Origin of the sequence: Mycetohabitans sp. B3, from assembly GCF_021498065.1 — a bacterium.
In the GTDB taxonomy this organism is placed as follows: domain Bacteria; phylum Pseudomonadota; class Gammaproteobacteria; order Burkholderiales; family Burkholderiaceae; genus Mycetohabitans.
The window spans coordinates 221,951-238,694 of record NZ_JAHLKN010000011.1; the positions used below are offsets into that span (position 1 = coordinate 221,951).

Annotated in this window: 17 protein-coding genes and 2 pseudogenes; 12 read left to right on the forward strand and 7 right to left on the reverse strand. The window is 62.1% G+C overall.

The genetic code is table 11. The features are described from left to right. The first annotated feature begins 38 nt into the window (after window positions 1-38). The 7 genes from pstC (at window position 39) to ppx (ending at window position 7,456) form a co-directional block, all read left to right on the forward strand. The gene (gene pstC, locus KQH55_RS03080) at window positions 39-1,022 is read left to right on the forward strand and encodes a phosphate ABC transporter permease PstC (RefSeq protein WP_235090172.1); all 984 of its coding nucleotides are present in this window, start codon (window positions 39-41) and stop codon (window positions 1,020-1,022) included. After that, on the forward strand, window positions 1,019-1,924 hold the full coding sequence (pstA, locus tag KQH55_RS03085; protein WP_235090173.1) for a phosphate ABC transporter permease PstA: 906 nt from the start codon (window positions 1,019-1,021) through the stop codon (window positions 1,922-1,924). Before pstC ends, pstA begins: the two co-directional genes overlap by 4 nt. A gap of 23 nt (window positions 1,925-1,947) precedes the next feature. Beyond that, on the forward strand, window positions 1,948-2,790 hold the full coding sequence (gene pstB, locus KQH55_RS03090; protein ID WP_373566353.1) for a phosphate ABC transporter ATP-binding protein PstB: 843 nt from the start codon (window positions 1,948-1,950) through the stop codon (window positions 2,788-2,790). 30 nt (window positions 2,791-2,820) lie between these two features. Continuing rightward, on the forward strand, window positions 2,821-3,525 hold the full coding sequence (gene phoU, locus KQH55_RS03095) for a phosphate signaling complex protein PhoU (protein WP_235090174.1): 705 nt from the start codon (window positions 2,821-2,823) through the stop codon (window positions 3,523-3,525). A gap of 53 nt (window positions 3,526-3,578) precedes the next feature. After that, complete coding sequence (gene phoB / locus KQH55_RS03100) at window positions 3,579-4,280, forward strand: phosphate regulon transcriptional regulator PhoB (protein ID WP_076797130.1); 702 nt, start codon at window positions 3,579-3,581, stop codon at window positions 4,278-4,280. A 60-nt stretch (window positions 4,281-4,340) separates the two neighbouring features. Next, on the forward strand, window positions 4,341-5,654 hold the full coding sequence (gene phoR, locus KQH55_RS03105; protein ID WP_235090175.1) for a phosphate regulon sensor histidine kinase PhoR: 1,314 nt from the start codon (window positions 4,341-4,343) through the stop codon (window positions 5,652-5,654). Between the two features lie 293 nt (window positions 5,655-5,947). After that, entirely contained in the window at window positions 5,948-7,456 is a 1,509-nt protein-coding gene (ppx, locus tag KQH55_RS03110) for an exopolyphosphatase (RefSeq protein WP_076797132.1), read from the forward strand. A 24-nt stretch (window positions 7,457-7,480) separates the two neighbouring features. On the opposite strand, the pseudogene KQH55_RS03115 reads toward ppx, so the two are convergent. Beyond that, window positions 7,481-7,627: pseudogene (locus KQH55_RS03115) on the reverse strand (acyl-CoA dehydrogenase); the annotation flags it as partial. Window positions 7,628-7,847: 220 nt separating this feature from the next. Here KQH55_RS03115 and KQH55_RS03120 point away from each other — a divergent pair. After that, a complete protein-coding gene (locus KQH55_RS03120) occupies window positions 7,848-8,336 on the forward strand; it encodes an Lrp/AsnC family transcriptional regulator (RefSeq protein ID WP_076785179.1) in 489 nt (162 codons plus the stop codon). 58 nt (window positions 8,337-8,394) lie between these two features. Here the strand turns inward: KQH55_RS03120 and KQH55_RS03125 are convergent, their stop codons facing one another. Beyond that, window positions 8,395-8,901: a flavin reductase family protein gene (locus KQH55_RS03125; protein WP_076785178.1), complete on the reverse strand. Its 507-nt coding sequence runs from the start codon at window positions 8,899-8,901 to the stop codon at window positions 8,395-8,397. A 245-nt stretch (window positions 8,902-9,146) separates the two neighbouring features. On the opposite strand from KQH55_RS03125, the gene msrA reads away from it, so the two are divergent. Next, a complete protein-coding gene (msrA, locus tag KQH55_RS03130; protein ID WP_076797407.1) occupies window positions 9,147-9,692 on the forward strand; it encodes a peptide-methionine (S)-S-oxide reductase MsrA in 546 nt (181 codons plus the stop codon). An 81-nt stretch (window positions 9,693-9,773) separates the two neighbouring features. Here the strand turns inward: msrA and KQH55_RS03135 are convergent, their stop codons facing one another. From KQH55_RS03135 to pdxH, 3 genes are all read right to left on the reverse strand, one after another. Continuing rightward, window positions 9,774-10,925: a DUF72 domain-containing protein gene (locus tag KQH55_RS03135; protein WP_235090176.1), complete on the reverse strand. Its 1,152-nt coding sequence runs from the start codon at window positions 10,923-10,925 to the stop codon at window positions 9,774-9,776. After that, window positions 10,853-12,067 carry a cyclopropane-fatty-acyl-phospholipid synthase family protein gene (locus tag KQH55_RS03140; protein WP_235090177.1) on the reverse strand — a complete coding sequence of 405 codons (1,215 nt, stop codon included), beginning with the start codon at window positions 12,065-12,067 and terminating at the stop codon, window positions 10,853-10,855. Before KQH55_RS03140 ends, KQH55_RS03135 begins: the two co-directional genes overlap by 73 nt. Window positions 12,068-12,195: 128 nt before the next feature. Then, a complete protein-coding gene (pdxH, locus tag KQH55_RS03145) occupies window positions 12,196-12,834 on the reverse strand; it encodes a pyridoxamine 5'-phosphate oxidase (RefSeq protein ID WP_076797135.1) in 639 nt (212 codons plus the stop codon). 161 nt (window positions 12,835-12,995) lie between these two features. Between pdxH and tcdA the strand changes: the two genes are divergently transcribed. Then, the gene (gene tcdA, locus KQH55_RS03150; RefSeq protein ID WP_170872454.1) at window positions 12,996-13,919 is read left to right on the forward strand and encodes a tRNA cyclic N6-threonylcarbamoyladenosine(37) synthase TcdA; all 924 of its coding nucleotides are present in this window, start codon (window positions 12,996-12,998) and stop codon (window positions 13,917-13,919) included. Here tcdA and trxA read toward each other — a convergent pair. Both trxA and KQH55_RS03160 read right to left on the reverse strand, forming a co-directional pair. Next, on the reverse strand, window positions 13,911-14,759 hold the full coding sequence (gene trxA / locus KQH55_RS03155; protein ID WP_076785174.1) for a thioredoxin: 849 nt from the start codon (window positions 14,757-14,759) through the stop codon (window positions 13,911-13,913). The two genes, tcdA and trxA, sit on opposite strands and share 9 nt — an antisense overlap. 62 nt (window positions 14,760-14,821) lie before the next feature. Then, a pseudogene (locus tag KQH55_RS03160) lies at window positions 14,822-15,216 on the reverse strand (pirin family protein); the annotation flags it as partial. Window positions 15,217-15,343: 127 nt separating this feature from the next. Here KQH55_RS03160 and KQH55_RS03165 point away from each other — a divergent pair. After that, window positions 15,344-15,589: a hypothetical protein gene (locus KQH55_RS03165; protein WP_076787276.1), complete on the forward strand. Its 246-nt coding sequence runs from the start codon at window positions 15,344-15,346 to the stop codon at window positions 15,587-15,589. Window positions 15,590-15,849: 260 nt separating this feature from the next. Continuing rightward, a complete protein-coding gene (locus KQH55_RS03170; RefSeq protein ID WP_235090178.1) occupies window positions 15,850-16,737 on the forward strand; it encodes an EamA family transporter in 888 nt (295 codons plus the stop codon). The last annotated feature ends 7 nt before the right edge of the window (window positions 16,738-16,744 follow it).

The following is a 16,744-nucleotide window of genomic DNA, read 5'->3' on the forward strand; positions in this document are numbered from 1 at the left end:
ACGCGCGCGTTGCGCCGCGTGGTCTGTTAAGAGGCATCATGGCCGACGTTCAGACTGCATCCGGCTCGGGCGGCAACCGTGCAAGGAAAGTGCCGGGCCGCACAGGTGATATCGTCTTCGGTGAGCTGGCGCGGCTTGCCGCGATCGTGACCTTGCTGATGCTTGGCGGGATCATCGTTTCGCTAATCATCTCGTCCCTGCCGACCCTCCAAAAGTTTGGCTTTTCGTTCCTGTGGCGCGCTGATTGGGATCCACCCTCCGATCAATTCGGTGCGCTGGTGCCGATCTACGGCACGATCGCCACATCGCTGATCGCCCTGATCATCGCGGTACCGGTCAGCTTCGGCATTGCGCTGTTCCTGACCGAACTCTCACCTGCCTGGCTGCGGCGCCCGTTGGGCATCGCGATCGAGCTGCTGGCCGCGATCCCGTCCATTGTCTACGGCATGTGGGGTCTGTTGGTGTTCGCGCCGATCTTTGCGAGCGGGTTCCAGAAGCCGCTGCAAACCGTGCTCGGTTCAATGCCGCTGGTCGGCGCGCTGGTGGCCGGCCCGCCGGTGGGCATCGGCATCCTGGCCGCCGGCGTTATCCTCGCGATCATGACCATCCCGTATATCTCTGCGGTCATGCGCGACGTGTTCGAAGCGACCCCGGTCCTGCTAAAGGAGTCCGCGTACGGCATTGGCTGTACGACCTGGGAAGTCATGTGGAAAATCGTGCTGCCGTTTACGAAGACCGGTGTAATCGGCGGCATCATGCTCGGCTTAGGCCGTGCGCTCGGCGAGACCATGGCGGTCACGTTCGTGATCGGCAACACCAATCTGCTGTCCGGTGCTTCGTTGTTCACTCCGGGCAACAGCATCACGTCGGCGTTGGCCAATGAATTCGCTGAGGCCCAGCCCGGGCTGCATACGGCAGCATTGATGGAGCTGGGGCTGATCCTGTTTTTGATTACCTTCATCGTGCTTGCTTTGTCCAAGTTGATGCTGTTGCGTCTGGAAAAAGAGGAGGGCGCACGATGAGCCGACTCGTACATTCTCGTGCGTCGGATCTCGTGTCGCCGGGTAGCACGAACGCCCAGGATGCGACGCGTATCCGGTTGCAGGCGCGTCGCCATCGTACCAACGCAATCGCGTTGACCCTGTCGTTGCTGGCCATGGCCTTTGGCCTGGTGTGGTTAGTGTGGATCTTGTTCACGACGCTGCGCCTGGGCGTCGATGGACTGTCGCTGACGCTGTTCACCGAATCGACGCCGCCACCGAATACGGACGGCGGCGGGCTGGCCAACGCGATCGTCGGCAGCCTTGTACTGGTGGCGTTGGCCACGCTGTTCGGCACGCCGATCGGCATTCTGGCCGGCGTCTATCTGGCCGAGTACGGTCAATCCAACCTGCTAGCCGGCACGACGCGTTTCATCAACGACATCCTGTTGTCCGCGCCGTCTATTGTCGTTGGCCTGTTCGTCTACGCGCTGGTGGTCGCTCACATGGGGCACTTCAGTGGCTGGGCCGGTGTGGTGGCGCTTGCGTTGTTGCAGATCCCGATCGTGATCCGTACCACGGAGAATATGCTGAAGCTGGTACCCAATGCGCTGCGCGAGGCGGCATTCGCCCTCGGCACGCCGAAGTGGAAAATGGTGATATCGATCACGTTGAAGGCGTCGGTGGCGGGCATCACGACGGGCGTGCTGCTGGCGCTCGCGCGTATTGCTGGCGAAACCGCCCCCCTGCTGTTCACCGCGCTATCGAATCAGTTTTTCAGCCTGAACCTGAATCAGCCGATCGCGAACCTGCCCTATACGATCTTCAAGTTCGCGATGAGTCCGTTCCCGCAGTGGCAATCGCTCGCGTGGGCAGGCGTGTTCCTGATGACGCTCGGTGTGCTGGGCCTGAACATTTTGGCCCGCGCGTTGTTTTCGAAGTAAGCGACGGAAGACTACCCATGAACATGGCTGAGCGCCACCTCGACCCTTCTCGTACCGGTGCCAACACGCCGATTCCGCTCGATCCGGCCAAAAGCGTCGCCCGCGTGCTGGTACAGCCGAAGATCGAGGTGAAGAACCTGAACTTTTTCTATGGTAAATATCATGCGTTGAAGAACATCAATCTGAGCATTCCCGAGAAACAGGTCACTGCCTTCATCGGCCCATCCGGTTGTGGCAAATCCACGCTGCTGCGCACGTTCAACAAGATGTTTGCGCTGTATCCAGAGCAACGCGCCGAGGGCGAGATCTTGATGGACGGCGAGAACCTGCTCGCGACCACCCGCGACATCTCGTTGCTGCGTGCGCGGGTCGGCATGGTGTTCCAGAAACCGACGCCGTTTCCGATGTCGATCTACGACAACATCGCGTTTGGCGTGCGGATGTTCGAGACTTTGTCGCGCTCGGAAATGGATGACCGTGTTGAATGGGCCCTGACCAAGGCCGCGCTGTGGACCGAAGTGAAGGACAAACTGCAGCAAAGCGGCTATGGGTTGTCCGGCGGCCAGCAGCAGCGGCTGTGCATCGCGCGTGGCATTGCGATCCGTCCCGAAGTGCTGCTGTTGGACGAGCCGTGCTCGGCGCTCGATCCGATCTCGACCGGCCGCATCGAGGAGTTGATTGCTGAACTGAAGGGCGACTATACGGTGGTCATCGTCACGCACAACATGCAGCAGGCGGCGCGCTGTTCGGACTACACTGCCTATATGTACCTGGGCGAGCTGATCGAGTTTGGGGGCACCGAGAAAATTTTTATCAAGCCGGTGCGCAAGGAAACAGAAGACTACATTACGGGTCGCTTCGGTTAATCGAGCAGATTACCAAGACGGGAGAGCATCATGTCCGACAAGCATTTGTCCAGCCAGTTCGACGCGGACCTGAACCAGGTTTCGTCCAGAGTCCTCGAGATGGGGGGGCTGGTGGAGTCGCAGATCATCAAGGCGATGCAGGCGTTGAACCATTTTGACGCCGAGGTAGCCGACCAAGTGATCGCCGACGAGGCGCGGCTCAACTCGATGGAAGTCGAGATCGACGAGGCGTGCAATCATATCATCGCGCGGCGCCAGCCCGCGGCGCGCGACTTGCGGCTGCTGATGGCCATCTCGAAGACGATCACGAACCTGGAACGCGCCGGCGACGAAGCAGAGAAGATCGCCAAACGCGTGAAGCGAATCATGGAGGATGGCAATGCGCGTACAGTGAACATCGCGGAAATCCGGCTGGCCGGCGACATGGCGACGTCAATCCTGCGTTGCGCGCTGGACGCGTTTGCCCGGCTGGACACGGTCGCTGCCGCGCAGATCGTGCGCGACGACAAGGCGATCGACGACGAATTCCGGGCGTTCGTGCGCAAGCTCGTGACATACATGATGGAAGATGCACGCACGATTTCGGCTGGGCTGGATCTGCTGTTCGTCGCGAAGGCGGTCGAGCGTATCGGTGACCATGCGAAGAACATCGCCGAGTTCATCATCTACATTGTCAAGGGCACGGACGTGCGGCACGTGCCACGCGACCAGCTCGAGCGTGAAGCGCTGTTGTAGGACTGCGCTGCTTCGTTTAACTGTACGATCCTAGAAAGGCGAAAGAGGTGCCGATGCCTAGCAGCATTCTCGTGATCGAGGATGAGCCCGCGATTGCCGAGTTGATTTCGGTGAACCTGCAGCACGCGGGACACTGTCCGATTCGCGCGTACAATGCCGAGCAGGCGCTGAATTTGATCAGTGATGTCCTGCCGGACCTGGTGTTGCTCGACTGGATGCTGCCTGGCAAGTCGGGCGTCGCATTCGCACGTGAGTTGCGCAGCAACGAGCGCACCAAGCACATCCCGATCATCATGCTGACTGCGCGGGGCGAGGAGCAGGACAAGGTGCTCGGGTTGGAGATCGGCGCCGATGACTACGTGACCAAGCCGTTTTCTCCCAAGGAGTTGATGGCACGTATCAAGGCGGTGCTACGACGCCGCGCGCCGCAGCTCACCGAGGATATCGTGTCGATCAACGGCTTGCGACTGGACCCGGCGACGCATCGCGTCGTGGCGAACGGCAACGGCGAGGAAACCCAGCTCGACCTTGGGCCGACCGAGTTTCGCCTGCTGCATTTCTTTATGACGCATCCGGAACGCGTGCACAGCCGCACGCAACTGCTCGACCAGGTATGGGGCGACCACGTGTTCGTTGAAGAGCGCACGGTGGACGTGCATATCAAGCGGTTGCGTGCCGCGCTCAAGCCTGCCAGCTGCGATGCTATGATTGAGACAGTGCGCGGCAGCGGCTACCGGCTGGCTAAGACAGTCTGACGCTGGCGCCGTCGGCACCCGCATCTTCGTCGCTTGTTTCGCGGCATTCTTCGCTCCGACATGAATATTATTTGGGCGCGCTCGCTCGTGTCGCTGGTCTTGCTGGGCTGTGTCGCCACGGCAATCGCCTTTGCGGTCAATGTGGATGCGGCGCTGTCGTTCGCGTTGCTCGCGCTGCTCGCGCAGTCGCTTTTCAACACTTACCACACGCACCGCCTGTGGCGGCTGCTCGATGCGCCGGTCTATGGGGAAGTGCCGAGTGCGCCGGGGTTGTGGGGCGAGATCTATTACCGCTTGCATCGGCTTGCCAAGCGGTGGCACGCACAGGTGCGGCAGGTGGAGCAGCAGCATACGCGGTTCATCCAGGGCATCCAGGCCTCACCCAACGGCGTGATGATGCTCGACGATCACAACCAGATTGAATGGTGCAATGCGATCGGCGAGCAGCACTTCGGGCTTGATGTGAAACGCGATTTGCGCCAGCACGTTACCCACCTGGTGCGCCAGCCCGATTTCGTGCGCTACCTAAACAGCCATCAGTACGACAAGGCGTTGACGATGCGGGGCATGGGTACAAGTCGGCAACATATCCTGTCGGTGCAGGTTTTCCCGTATGGTGACAACCGCAAGCTGATTCTCACCCAGGATATTACCGAGTTGGAGCGCACCGATGCGATGCGGCGCGACTTCGTCGCCAATGTGTCACATGAGCTGAAAACGCCGTTGACCGTGCTGTCCGGATTTCTCGAGACGATGCGCGAGTTGCCGATTTCGGAATTGGATCGCGGCCGATACCTGGATATCATGGCGCAGCAGGCGGCAAGGATGCAGACGATCGTCAACGACCTGTTGGTGCTCGCCAATCTGGAGGGCGACGCCAAGCCGCCGGCCGAGCAGCCAATTAACATGCGCGCGATGCTGCAGCATCTGCGTAACGAAGCGTTGGGATTGTCGGGCGGGCGGCACCACTTCAGCTTCGAAGCCGACGACGAACTCAACGTGGTGGGAACGGAAAGCGAAATCCTTAGTGCGCTCGACAACCTGGTCAGCAATGCGATCCGCTATACCCCGGCCGGTGGGGCAATCCAGGTGACGTGGCGCGCCGAGCGTGACGGCGCCGTGTTTAGTGTCGCCGACACCGGGCTGGGCATTCCGGCCGAACATATCCCGCGGCTGACCGAGCGCTTCTATCGCGTCGATCGCAGCCGCTCGCGTGACACCGGCGGCACCGGGCTCGGGCTGGCGATTGTCAAGCACGTGCTGCAACGCCACGATGCCTACTTGCATATTGCCAGCGAGGAGGGCAAGGGCAGCACGTTCTCAGTCAGTTTCCCGCCGTCGCGGGTGATACAAGGGCGCAGTGGGGCGGCCTGACGTATGCTGGCGCCAACAGCGCTTCACCAACCGCGTTTAGATGCTGACGCCAACGGCGCTTCACCAGCCGCGTTTGAATGCTGGCACCAACGGGGCTTTACCAGCCGTATTCAAGCGCCGGCACCAACGGGACTTCGCAACCTGCGTTCAAGCGTCGGCACCTGGGGCTCAGGCACTTGCGGAAGCTATCACAGTATGATGATAAGGTTATGACGCGCTGTGACCAGAACGGCACTGTCACCCATTCTATCCGTTATTTTGGTACGGTCGGCAATCCGGCCCGCCATTGACCTATGCACAAGACCCCGCACCTGCTCGCTGCCGTCGACCTAGGCTCCAACAGCTTCCGGCTTATCGTCGCACGCGTAGAGGACACTGCCGTCGGCACGCAGATTTACCCCGTGGACGCGTTGCGTGAGCCCGTGCGGCTCGCTGCCGGTCTCACGCGTGACAAGTTCCTCGACCGGCCAGCGCAGTTACGCGGCTGGGACGCGCTCAAGCGCTTCGGCGAGCGGCTGCGCGATTTTCATCCGGACCACGTGCGGGCGGTGGCCACCAACACGCTGCGAGCCGCGAAGAATGCCAGCGAGTTCCTTAGCGAGGCCGAGCGTGCACTGGGCTTTCCGATTGAGGTCATCGCCGGGCGCGAGGAAGCACGCCTAATTTATGCGGGTGCCGCGCATTCGATGCCGGTGAGCCACGGCAGGCGGCTGGTGTTTGATATCGGTGGCGGTTCGACCGAATTCATCATCGGCGAGGAATACGAACCGCTGATGATGGAGAGCCTGTACATCGGTTGCGTGACGCACAGCCGGCAGTTCTTCCCGAGCGGCAACGTCGACGACTACGCGATGCACCAGGCGGGACTGGCCGCCAAGCGCGAGATCCAAATCATCTCCAGTCTGTACAAGCGGGCGGGCTGGGATCAGGCGGTCGGCTCGTCCGGCACGGCGCGGGCGATCGCGGAACTGGTCGAGGCCAATCAATTCAACGACGCTGGCGTGACGCACGGCATCACGCGTGGTGGACTGGAGCGCCTGAAGCGCGCGCTGATCAAGGCGGAAAACGTGAACCGGCTCAAGCTGGTCGCCCTCAAGGCCGACCGTGTGCCGGTGTTGGCCGGTGGCCTATCGATTATGCTGGCGGTGTTCGAGGAGCTGGGCATTGACTACGTGGACACGACCGATGGCGCATTGCGGCTCGGTGTGCTGTACGACCTGCTGGGCCGCTCACAGCACCAGGACAAGCGTGCAGTGACGGTGGAAGGCTTCTCGCGGCGTTATGGCGTCGATCGCGCGCAAGCCGAGCGCATCGCCGCGCTGGCAACCGGTTTTTACGGTCAACTGAAGGAAACCGATCCGCAGCGGCGTACGGAAGGGGCGCTACTGCTTGGCTGGGCCGCGATGCTGCATGAAATCGGCCTGTCAATCTCGCACAGTGCCTACCATAAGCATTCGGCGTACATCGCGAGCTATGCCGACATGCCCGGATTCTCGCGCACTGACCAAGCGCGGCTGGCGGCGCTCGTGCTCGGCCACGCTGGCAAGCTGGGTAAGCTCGCGCAGGCGCGGGATCTGGACTGGTGCCTGTTGTTCTGCCTACGGTTGGCCGTGCTGCTATGCCGTCGCCGGGTTGACGTGGCGATCCCGAGGTTGGCTGTATGCGAGCATGATGGTGGCTTTGAGGTGCGCTTGCCGCGCAGCTGGGTTGACGACAACCCGCTGATTGAGTACAGCCTGGTCCAGGAAGCGGCTGAGTGGAAAAAAATCGGCCGGCACTACCGGGTCGTCTATCTAGATTGACGCGCACTATCTTGACGCGTGGGATCAGAAAAACGCCTGGATGCCTGTTTGCGCACGTCCGAGGATCAGTGCAGGGACGTCGTGCGTGCCCTCGTACGTATTGACGACTTCCAGATTCACCAGGTGTCGGGCCACGCTGAACGCGTCCGAGATTCCGTTGCCGCCAATCACACCGCGCTCGATCAGCGTCTGCATGACCTCGTAACCGTTCGGATGCTCGATGCGCACGGGTCATGGCAGTGTGTCGAGCGGGAGCGATTAGCCAAGGCGGCGGGCCCGTTATATGCTCGAAAAGATAAATGGACGGGTATCGAAAGTGCTTGCGATTCGGTGTGCGGTGCCGAACCGAAATCGCATAAAATTCTTTAATGAAGGAGACGGGGAGAATTTTATGCAGTCGATGTCACTCGATGCGATCGATTGCCAGATCCTGATACTGCTGCAGGAGGAGGGCCGCATCAGTAATCTCGAACTGGCGGAGCGGATTGCACTGTCGCCGTCTGCTTGTCTTAGGCGGATGCGGTTGCTCGAGGAGCAGGGCGTGATCGAGTGTTATCGTGCGTCGTTGTCCCGCGAGAAGCTGGGCTTCGAGCTGGAGGCCTTCGTCCAGGTATCGATGCGCAATGACCAGCCGAATTGGCACGAGAAGTTCGCCGCCGCATTGCGCGATTGGCCTGAAGTGGTCGGCGCATTCGTCGTGACCGGGGAAAGCCACTACGTGTTGCGTGTGCTATCACATAACCTGAAGCACTTTTCGGATTTTATCCTCAGTCGGTTGTACAAGGCGCCGGGCGTCATGGATGTTCGTTCGAACATCGTGCTGCAGACGTTGAAAGACGGCGCTGGCGTTCCGGTCGAACTGCTGCTTCGCGCGCGTTGAAGCCTGCGCGGAATTCGGCCGAGCGGATTCGGTTGCGCCGGGTTTAACCGAACTGGGCTCAGCCGAGCGGATCGACAGTATGAAAGCCGCCGCGATGGAACACCAGCGGTTCGCGCGAATCACCCGTGACGCCGCAGCGCTCGACCTCGCCGACGAAGATCACGTGATCCCCCTCGTCGTAGCGGCTGCGATTGTGGCACTCGAACCACGCGAGGGCGCCATCCAGTATTGGCATGCCGGTGTCGCCAGCCGCATGCGCCACGCCGGCAAATCGATCGCCTTTCAGCGTCGCGAAGCGGCGGCACAGTGCGAGCTGCGACGCGGCAAGCACATTGACAACATAATGTGTATTGACTTCGAATACGGTCATCGAGCTTGCCCGTTTCGCCAGACTCCACAGCACGAGGGGGGGCGTCAGCGAAACGGAATTGAACGAACTGGCGGTGATGCCGATTAATTGTCCCGATTCGGCGCGCGTCGTGATGATAGTCACGCCGGTGGCGAATTCGCCCAGTGCGAGCCGGAACGCGGCAGTATCGAAGTTGGGAGGGGCGGCGGACTTCATGGTTGAGTGCGAGCGGCGCGCCGGGGGCGCATACGTGAACAGTAAAGCATTGAGTGAGATGAAGCGGTGATTGTAGCGGATCGGGCGCGGGCCGGCTGATCGAGCAGCCGGGGGCGTCCCGGCGGTATCTCACGCCGATGGGACGGGCGGGCAGCAAGGCCCGGTGGGCATGTCGCACGATGACGGGAGGCGACTCGATGGGGATCCCTGACTCGGCGGGGACTGACTGACTAATAGGGGCAATGATGAGCGAAGTGGCGACGCTGGGTGGAGGATGTTTCTGGTGCCTCGAAGCGGTGTTCCTGGATGTCGAAGGCGTCACGGCCGTGGAGTCAGGTTATGCGGGCGGCCATGTCGATGCTCCATCGTACGAAGCGGTGTGCAGCGGCGAGACTGGGCATGCGGAGGTCGTCAATCTGACGTTCGATCCGGCGGTGATCGATTATCGCGAAATCCTGGGAATTTTCTTTGCTACGCACGATCCGACGCAACTGAATCGGCAAGGTAACGACGTTGGCACCCAGTACCGGTCGGTGATCTTTACGCATTCGGATGAACAGGCACGCATTGCGATGGCGATGCGCAATGAGCTGGCGGAGCGCCGACTCTATGATGCGCCCATCGTCACGCGGATCGAGCCGCTGGCGGGGAACTATTGGCCGGCCGAAGCCTATCACCAGAACTACTTCGCGAACCACCCGGCACAGGGCTACTGCTCGTTCGTGATCGCGCCGAAGGTGGGCAAGTTCCGGCAGCTTTTTGCGCATCGGCTCAAGTCGCGCCGTGCATAGCGCAGTCCCGTGCTCGCGCCGGCACGCTGAGACAGGGCCCCTGGCCAAGCCCGCTGCGCGACACCACGCACAGCGGCGAGACTATGCAGGAGGAGCTAGATGGGCAACGATTGCGTCGGCCAGCGCGATGCATGAGAGCGGAGCACATCCTTCGGCGTTGTTGCTGGCTGTGATCAGCACGGACTGACCTGCGCGTGCGTGGCGCGCTGCCAGCGCGGCGAGCGCCTCGCGCGTGTCGTGGTCCTCATCGAGCATCGTGTCGAAAGGCGCGTACCGTGCTTCTGCCTGCTGGTGCTTCAACCCCGCGTGAAGATTCCAGCGCACGACCAACGGGCCAGGTGTGTCGCCGTCGAGCAGCGCCAGCGCGGCAGCCTGGCGTTGCACGGATGGCATCCGGGCGTGGATGCCGATGCAGTAGCGCACGCGCGCGGCCCGCAGGGCCTTCATCAGCCGGGGCGTCAGCAGGATTGCGTCGCGGATCTCCACTGCGTACACGACTCCGTCGGGCAGCGCGGGTAGTGCCTCCAGAAACGGCTGCAAGCGCTGGACGAACGCGGCTGGATCGGCGATCCATCTGTCGGGCAACGGCGGAAACTGGAACACCAGTGCGCCCGCCTTGTGGCCGAGCCCTTGCAGGCACGGCTCGATGAACTCGCGCTGCGCTAGCTCGGTATCGAGGAAGTATGGATTGGCTTCGCCCGGCATGCCGCGCTCGCCGCGCACTGTCGCATCGGTAATGCTCGATGTTGCCTTCACCGTGAAGCGGAACGCATCGGGCACCTGCGACGCGTAACGTGCATAGTCGCTGACGGTCAGTGGCGCATAGAAGGTCCGGTCGATGCTAACACTGCGCAGCAGCGGATGCGCACTGTAGGCGGCTAACCCATGGCGCGACAGACGGCTGTCGCTATATTCGTCGTCATAGACGATGCCGTTCCATCCCGGGTACGACCACGACGATGTGCCGAGGCGCACGTTGTGCGGCAACGCGGCGCCCAGTCGCTGACAACGCTCGTCGATGCGCGCCGGCAGGATCTCCCCGCGCGAGCGATGGCGTGCTGACGCGGCGGCCGCGGGCTTGCCGGTAGCGGCCGCCGCGGCAGCCGGCGGGGGCGTGCCGAACAAATGAAATTGGCCGTCGTCCGGTGGCGCTTGCTCGGTCACAGTGGATTGGCGTACATGTAGCGGCGCGACCAGGGCAGCGTGTACGCGGGCCGTCCGGCTTTGCGGCATACCACTTGATAGATCGACACATCATCGTTGTCGAACGCGTACGCGCATCCAGCTAGGTACACACGCCAGATGCGGAATTTCTCGTCATCAACGAGCGTTTTCGCTTCGGCCGCGCATTGCTCAAAATTCTCGGTCCACAACTCGAGCGTGCGCGCGTAGTGGCGACGCAAGCTCTCGACGTCGATGGCCTCCAACCCGCCGCGCTGCATCGCTTCCAGCGCCAGGCTGATATGGGGCAGTTCGCCGTCGGGGAAAACATACTTATCGATGAACTCGCCGCCGCCCAGCGCGGTTTCGCCGCTGGCGAAGTCGCTCGACGTGATGCCATGGTTCATGGCGATGCCATCGTCCGTGAGCAACTCGCGGATCTTGCTGAAGTACAGCGGCAGGTTTTTGCGACCGACGTGTTCGAACATGCCGACGCTGGTGACGCGATCGAATTGCCCCGACACGTCGCGGTAGTCCTGCAGCCGAATCTCGATCTTGCCTTGCAGTCCCGCGTCCTTGACGCGTTGCGTGGCCAGCGCGAATTGATTTTCGGACAGCGTGACGCCAACGCATTGGGCGCCGAATTTCTGCGTTGCGCGCAGCACGAGCGCGCCCCAGCCGCAGCCGATATCGAGCAGCCGCTGCCCAGGTTGCAGTTGAATCTTGGTCAGAATGTGGTCGATTTTCTTCAGTTGCGCGGTATCCAAATCCTCGTCGCCATTTTCGAAATAGGCGCACGAATAGACCATGTTCTTGTCCAGCCACAGCTTGTAGAACTCGTTGGACACATCGTAGTGGTACTGGATCGCCTTTTTATCCGAGGCTTTCGTGTGCGTGAAATAGCGCCGCACGCGCGCCAGCTTGCTGGCATGGGTGACCGTGCTGCGAGCCAGCGAGTAGCCGATGCGGATCACATCGGATAGCTTACCCTCGATGTCAATCTTGCCCTTGATATACGCTTCGCCGAGGTGGTCCAGGCTCGGGTCCAGCAGCAGCGGCAGCGCCGCCGCCGTGTTAACCTTCAGCGTGACCTGCGGTGCCGCAAACGTGCCGAAATCATGTTGCTGTCCGTTCCATAGGACCAAACGTGCGGGCAGATTGGTTTTTTCGCGCACCTGCGAAACCCATTGCGCAAGCTTTTTTTCCCAGAACATAAGAATTCTCCTGTTCGTTGAAACGCAAGCAAAGCAACTATTGTTCGTCTGTGATGCAAACCTCCCGGTCCGCGACGCGACCCCGCGTGAAGCCTGGCTTCACAAGGCGCCGGCATCGGCGGACAGGGTCACGGCGACAGGCGCACGATCTTCCACGTGTTGTCCGGATTGCGCAGGTACTGGATTCGATCGTGCAGCCGCGATGGCCGCCCCTGCCAGAACTCGATCGCGTCTGGCACTAGCCGGTAGCCGCCCCAGTGCGGCGGCCGCGGCGGGTTGTCGCCGAATTGTGCCGCGAAGTGTGCTTCACGCGCTTGCAGTTCCGCGCGATCGTGCAGCACCGCGCTTTGCTCCGACGCCCATGCACCGATGCGTGAGCCGACCGGACGGGATGCGAAATAGGCGTCGCTTTCGGCGTCGGTGGTCTTGCTCACCTTGCCCTCGATGCGGATCTGGCGTTCTAGCTCAATCCAATAGAAGAGCAGCGTGGCGTATGGGTTGTGCGCCAGTTCGCGACCCTTGCGGCTTTGGTAGTTGGTAAAGAATGTGAAACCTTGCGCATCGACCCCCTTGATCAGCACGATGCGGGCGTCCGGCCGGCCACGCTCGTCGACGGTGGCCAGTGTCATCGTATTCGGTTCGGGGAGCTGGGCATTGAGCGCCTGTTCGAACCAGCGTTCGAACTGCTTGATCGGATCGGCGTCGACATCGGCCTTCGATAATGTGCCAAGCGCGTAGTGCTTGCGTAGATCAGCGAGGGAGCTCATCTTTTTATGCGGTCGCTTACTATGGGTCGAGTATATCGGAAGACGACGATAGCCGCTCGACGGGGCGACGCGGCAGCCTTAGGCAAGGCACAATAGCGGTTTGGCCGCCGCATCGCGCATTACGCGCGGCGGAGCTTCTCTTGCCTCTCCAGCGTCAGACCATGTCCATTCCGCATGCTATTCACAACGCGTCATCCGAGTCGTGCGCTGCGCGCGCGGCGCCAGCCAATTCGGCCTCGGAAACTGGGGAATTCGAAACAGCTGACCATCCGCGTCGTTTCGGCGGCATAGCACGATTGTACGGCGCAGCCGCGCTGCAGGCATTCGAGCGCTGTCATGTCGCAGTCGTGGGCATCGGTGGGGTCGGCTCGTGGGTGGCCGAAGCGCTAGCGCGCAGTGCAATCGGGCGCTTGACGCTGATCGACCTAGACCACGTCGCGGAAAGCAACACGAATCGCCAGATCCATGCGTTGAACGGCAACTATGGCAAACCGAAGGTCGGCGCAATGGCTGAGCGGATTGCGGCAATTCACCCGCAGTGCGTAGTCACGCAGGTCGAGGATTTTGTCGAAGCCGACAACCTGGACGTGCGGCTGGGCGTCGGGTACGACTTCATCGTCGATGCCATCGATAGCGTACGCACCAAGACGGCGCTGATCGCATGGTGCGTCCGGCACCGGGTGCCGCTGGTGACGGTGGGCGGCGCGGGTGGGCAACTCGATCCGACGCGTATTCGCATCGACGATTTGGCCCGTACCATTCAGGATCCGCTGCTATCCAAGGTACGGGCACAGTTGCGTCAACACCACGGATTTCCACGCGGGCCGAAGGCCAAGTTCAACGTTCCGGCAGTCTACTCCGATGAGCCGTTGATCTATCCGCAGGCGGCCGCTTGCGACCTGGACGGCGAAGAGGCCGCGCGCGCTACCGCACCGGACGCCGGCACGGCGCCGATCGGGCTCAACTGCGCGGGCTTCGGCTCGAGTGTATGCGTGACCGGCGGCTTCGGCTTTGCCGCGGCAGCTTACGTGCTGCGCGCGCTGGCCTTGCGCCAGCCGGATGCGGCGCGCGGCGGCTCAGAATAGCGCGCTGCTCAGCTTGCGGCGCCACTCCGAGACCAGGTGCGGCTGCCCTGATGCGAGATCGAATACTGACAGCATCGTCTTGCGGCCGATGTCGTCACGGAACGAGCGGTCGCGCTTGACGATCTCCAGCAACTGCTCGAGCGCGCCAGCATAGTGACGTGCGGTGATCCATTGGCTAGCAAGGTCAAAGCGTGCCTCCAGATCCCCCGGATCGTTCGCGATGCGCGCTTCCAGCGCGCTCGTATCGGGCAACTCGGTGGCCACCGCGGCTGCGTCCAGCCGGGTCTTCAGCGCGTTGTAGCGCGCGTCGATGCCCTGCGTGGTCCGTGGCGACAGAAATTCGGCCTCAGCCCGCGCGTCATCGAAACGATCGTCGTCGAGCAGCCACTCGATCAGATCTAGGCGCGCCTCGTCAAATCCTGGGTCGAGTGCCAGTGCCGTGCGCAACCGGCCCAGCGCTTCGTCGGTGCGGCCCTGGGCATGCAGTGCGTGCGCGGCGCGGCGCTCGGTTTCAGCGGCGTCGGGCACCAACTGGTCAATGAAGCGGCGCAATTGCCCTTCCGGCAGCACGCCGACGAACTGGTCCACTGGCCGGCCGTCGACGAACGCGATGACGTGCGGAATGCTGCGAATGCCAAGATGCTGTGACAGCTGCGGATTTTCGTCCGAGTTGACTTTCGCGAGCTTGAAGCGTCCACCGTACTCGCGCTCGATTTTCTCCAACAGCGGGCCGAGGACCTTGCACGGGCCGCACCAGGGCGCCCAGAAGTCAACCAATACCGGCACGTTTCTCGATGCGGCGATCACGTCCTGCTCGAAAGTCTCAAGCGTCGTGTCCATCATGTTCCTCGCAAAAAAGAAATGGGCTATCCGACTGACAGATGAGGTCGAGCCCACGTAATTCAACGGTCCGGCAGCGGAACCAGTCGGCCTCGCCGGGCACCTTGTCCATCGTCTGCTGCCGCCACGCCTGTCGCGCGCGCTTGGTCTTCTCGCGTGAGCTGGAAACGAAATTCCAGTGGATAAAGCGCTCGCCGTCAAGTGGCGTGCCACCGGCGAGCATCACATGAGCGCCGCCCGCTCGTTCGCCCTGCGGTGTGCGTTCCGAGTGCACGATACTGCGGCCGGCGATCATTCAGTTGACATCGCCCGGCTCGATGCGCTGAATCGAGCCGAGCGAGTCGCGATGTAGCAGTGCGCCGTTGAGCAAATAGGTCACGGTGGCCAGTCCGCTGTGTGGGTGAGGGCGCACATCGAGGCCGCTGCCGGCGAGAAAGCACGCCGGTCCCATGTGGTCGTCGCCGTGTACGTGGCGCTGTACGGGGCGTTACAACTGCTTACTTTTTGCCGTCAACGGTGTCATTGGTCATCGCGTTTTTGTAGCCAAGCGCGACTGTTTCGCGCGTTTGGAAAAGGAGTCCGACATGAGCAAGCTGCTGATTGCATTGACCGCTAGTCTGTTTGCCGCTTCCGCGGCATTCGCGCAAGGCGCGGCATCGACGCCCGCGGCGGCGTCCGCGCCTGCCGCAACCGCGTCCGCGCCGGCGGCCGCCAGCGGCGCGAAGGCTAAAAAGCACCATGCACGCCACCATCACGGTGCAAAGGGGAAGAGCGCCGAGCAACAAAAGGCGGCGCGCAACGCCGACAGCAGCGGTACCGGTTCGAAGTAACCGATCCGGGTGCGGCCGCGGGGGCGGTCGCGTTCGATGCGTCGCGCGCCGCGAGCGCGGCATCATCGTGTTTCACACAGCCTCTCCCGCATCGGCGGGCGAGGCTTTTTTGATCGGCGCGGCGTGCTGCCGATCCTCTCACCTGCTCCATAAGCGCGATAGGCGGGTTATCCTGATAGCTATTCGCGTGGCTCAGGCAAGGCCGCCGCGCGGCACACACACCACAACACACCCCACAATCATCCGCCAAGGAGTGCCCGATGTCGCCAAAGGACCTGCTGCTCGCGTTCGTTGTGATCGCGGTATGGGGTGTCAATTTTGTCGTCATCAAGGTCGGGCTGCACGGCGTGCCGCCGATGCTGCTCGGTGCGCTGCGTTTCCTGCTGGCGGCTTTTCCCGCCGTGTTCTTCGTCAGGCGGCCAACCGTGCCGTGGCCGCTTTTTCTGGCTTATGGCGCGACCATCGCATTTGGCCAGTTAGCGTTGCTGTTCATGGCCATGTACGTTGGGATGCCTGCCGGACTGGCGTCGCTGGTGCTGCAATCGCAGGCGTTCTTCACACTGGTGTTCGCTGCGCTGCTGCTCGGTGAGCATTGGCGAGCGCACAACCTGCTCGCGCTGGCGATTGCGGCGATTGGGTTAGCAATCATCGGCATACAGGGTGGTCATGCCATGACGGTTGCTGGCTTTGTACTCACGCTGCTCGCGGCATCGATGTGGGCGCTGGGCAATGTCGTGATGCGCAGAATCGGCAGGGTCGACTTGTTGGGGCTGGTGGTCTGGTCCAGCCTGATCCCGCCATTGCCTTTCCTCGCACTGTCCTTTTGGTTCGAGGGGCCGGCGCAGATCTGGTCGTCGCTTGGCCAGATCTCGGCTGCGTCGGTGTTCGCGGTAGTCTACCTGGCATTCGTCGCCACGTTGCTCGGCTACAGCTTGTGGGGTGGCTTGTTGACGCGCTATCCGGCCGCGCAGGTCGCGCCGTTTTCGCTGTTGGTGCCGATCGTCGGGCTGAGCACCGCGGCGCTGTGGCTCGGCGAGGCGCTCACCCTGCCGCAATGGCTCGGTGCGGTGCTGGTGATGGGCGGCTTGCTGGTGAACGTGTTCGGCCGCGGGTTGAGCGATCGGCTGGCGCGCGTACGCCGAGCTTGAGCATGGC

Coding starts and splice junctions, on each gene's coding strand:
- pstC (WP_235090172.1), top strand. CDS start 39: ATGGCCGACGTTCAGACTGCATCCGGCTCGGGCGGCAACCGTGCAAGG.
- pstA (WP_235090173.1), top strand. CDS start 1,019: ATGAGCCGACTCGTACATTCTCGTGCGTCGGATCTCGTGTCGCCGGGT.
- pstB (WP_373566353.1), top strand. CDS start 1,948: ATGGCTGAGCGCCACCTCGACCCTTCTCGTACCGGTGCCAACACGCCG.
- phoU (WP_235090174.1), top strand. CDS start 2,821: ATGTCCGACAAGCATTTGTCCAGCCAGTTCGACGCGGACCTGAACCAG.
- phoB (WP_076797130.1), top strand. CDS start 3,579: ATGCCTAGCAGCATTCTCGTGATCGAGGATGAGCCCGCGATTGCCGAG.
- phoR (WP_235090175.1), top strand. CDS start 4,341: ATGAATATTATTTGGGCGCGCTCGCTCGTGTCGCTGGTCTTGCTGGGC.
- ppx (WP_076797132.1), top strand. CDS start 5,948: ATGCACAAGACCCCGCACCTGCTCGCTGCCGTCGACCTAGGCTCCAAC.
- KQH55_RS03120 (WP_076785179.1), top strand. CDS start 7,848: ATGCAGTCGATGTCACTCGATGCGATCGATTGCCAGATCCTGATACTG.
- KQH55_RS03125 (WP_076785178.1), bottom strand. CDS start 8,901: ATGAAGTCCGCCGCCCCTCCCAACTTCGATACTGCCGCGTTCCGGCTC.
- msrA (WP_076797407.1), top strand. CDS start 9,147: ATGAGCGAAGTGGCGACGCTGGGTGGAGGATGTTTCTGGTGCCTCGAA.
- KQH55_RS03135 (WP_235090176.1), bottom strand. CDS start 10,925: ATGCCGCAAAGCCGGACGGCCCGCGTACACGCTGCCCTGGTCGCGCCG.
- KQH55_RS03140 (WP_235090177.1), bottom strand. CDS start 12,067: ATGTTCTGGGAAAAAAAGCTTGCGCAATGGGTTTCGCAGGTGCGCGAA.
- pdxH (WP_076797135.1), bottom strand. CDS start 12,834: ATGAGCTCCCTCGCTGATCTACGCAAGCACTACGCGCTTGGCACATTA.
- tcdA (WP_170872454.1), top strand. CDS start 12,996: ATGTCCATTCCGCATGCTATTCACAACGCGTCATCCGAGTCGTGCGCT.
- trxA (WP_076785174.1), bottom strand. CDS start 14,759: ATGGACACGACGCTTGAGACTTTCGAGCAGGACGTGATCGCCGCATCG.
- KQH55_RS03165 (WP_076787276.1), top strand. CDS start 15,344: ATGAGCAAGCTGCTGATTGCATTGACCGCTAGTCTGTTTGCCGCTTCC.
- KQH55_RS03170 (WP_235090178.1), top strand. CDS start 15,850: ATGTCGCCAAAGGACCTGCTGCTCGCGTTCGTTGTGATCGCGGTATGG.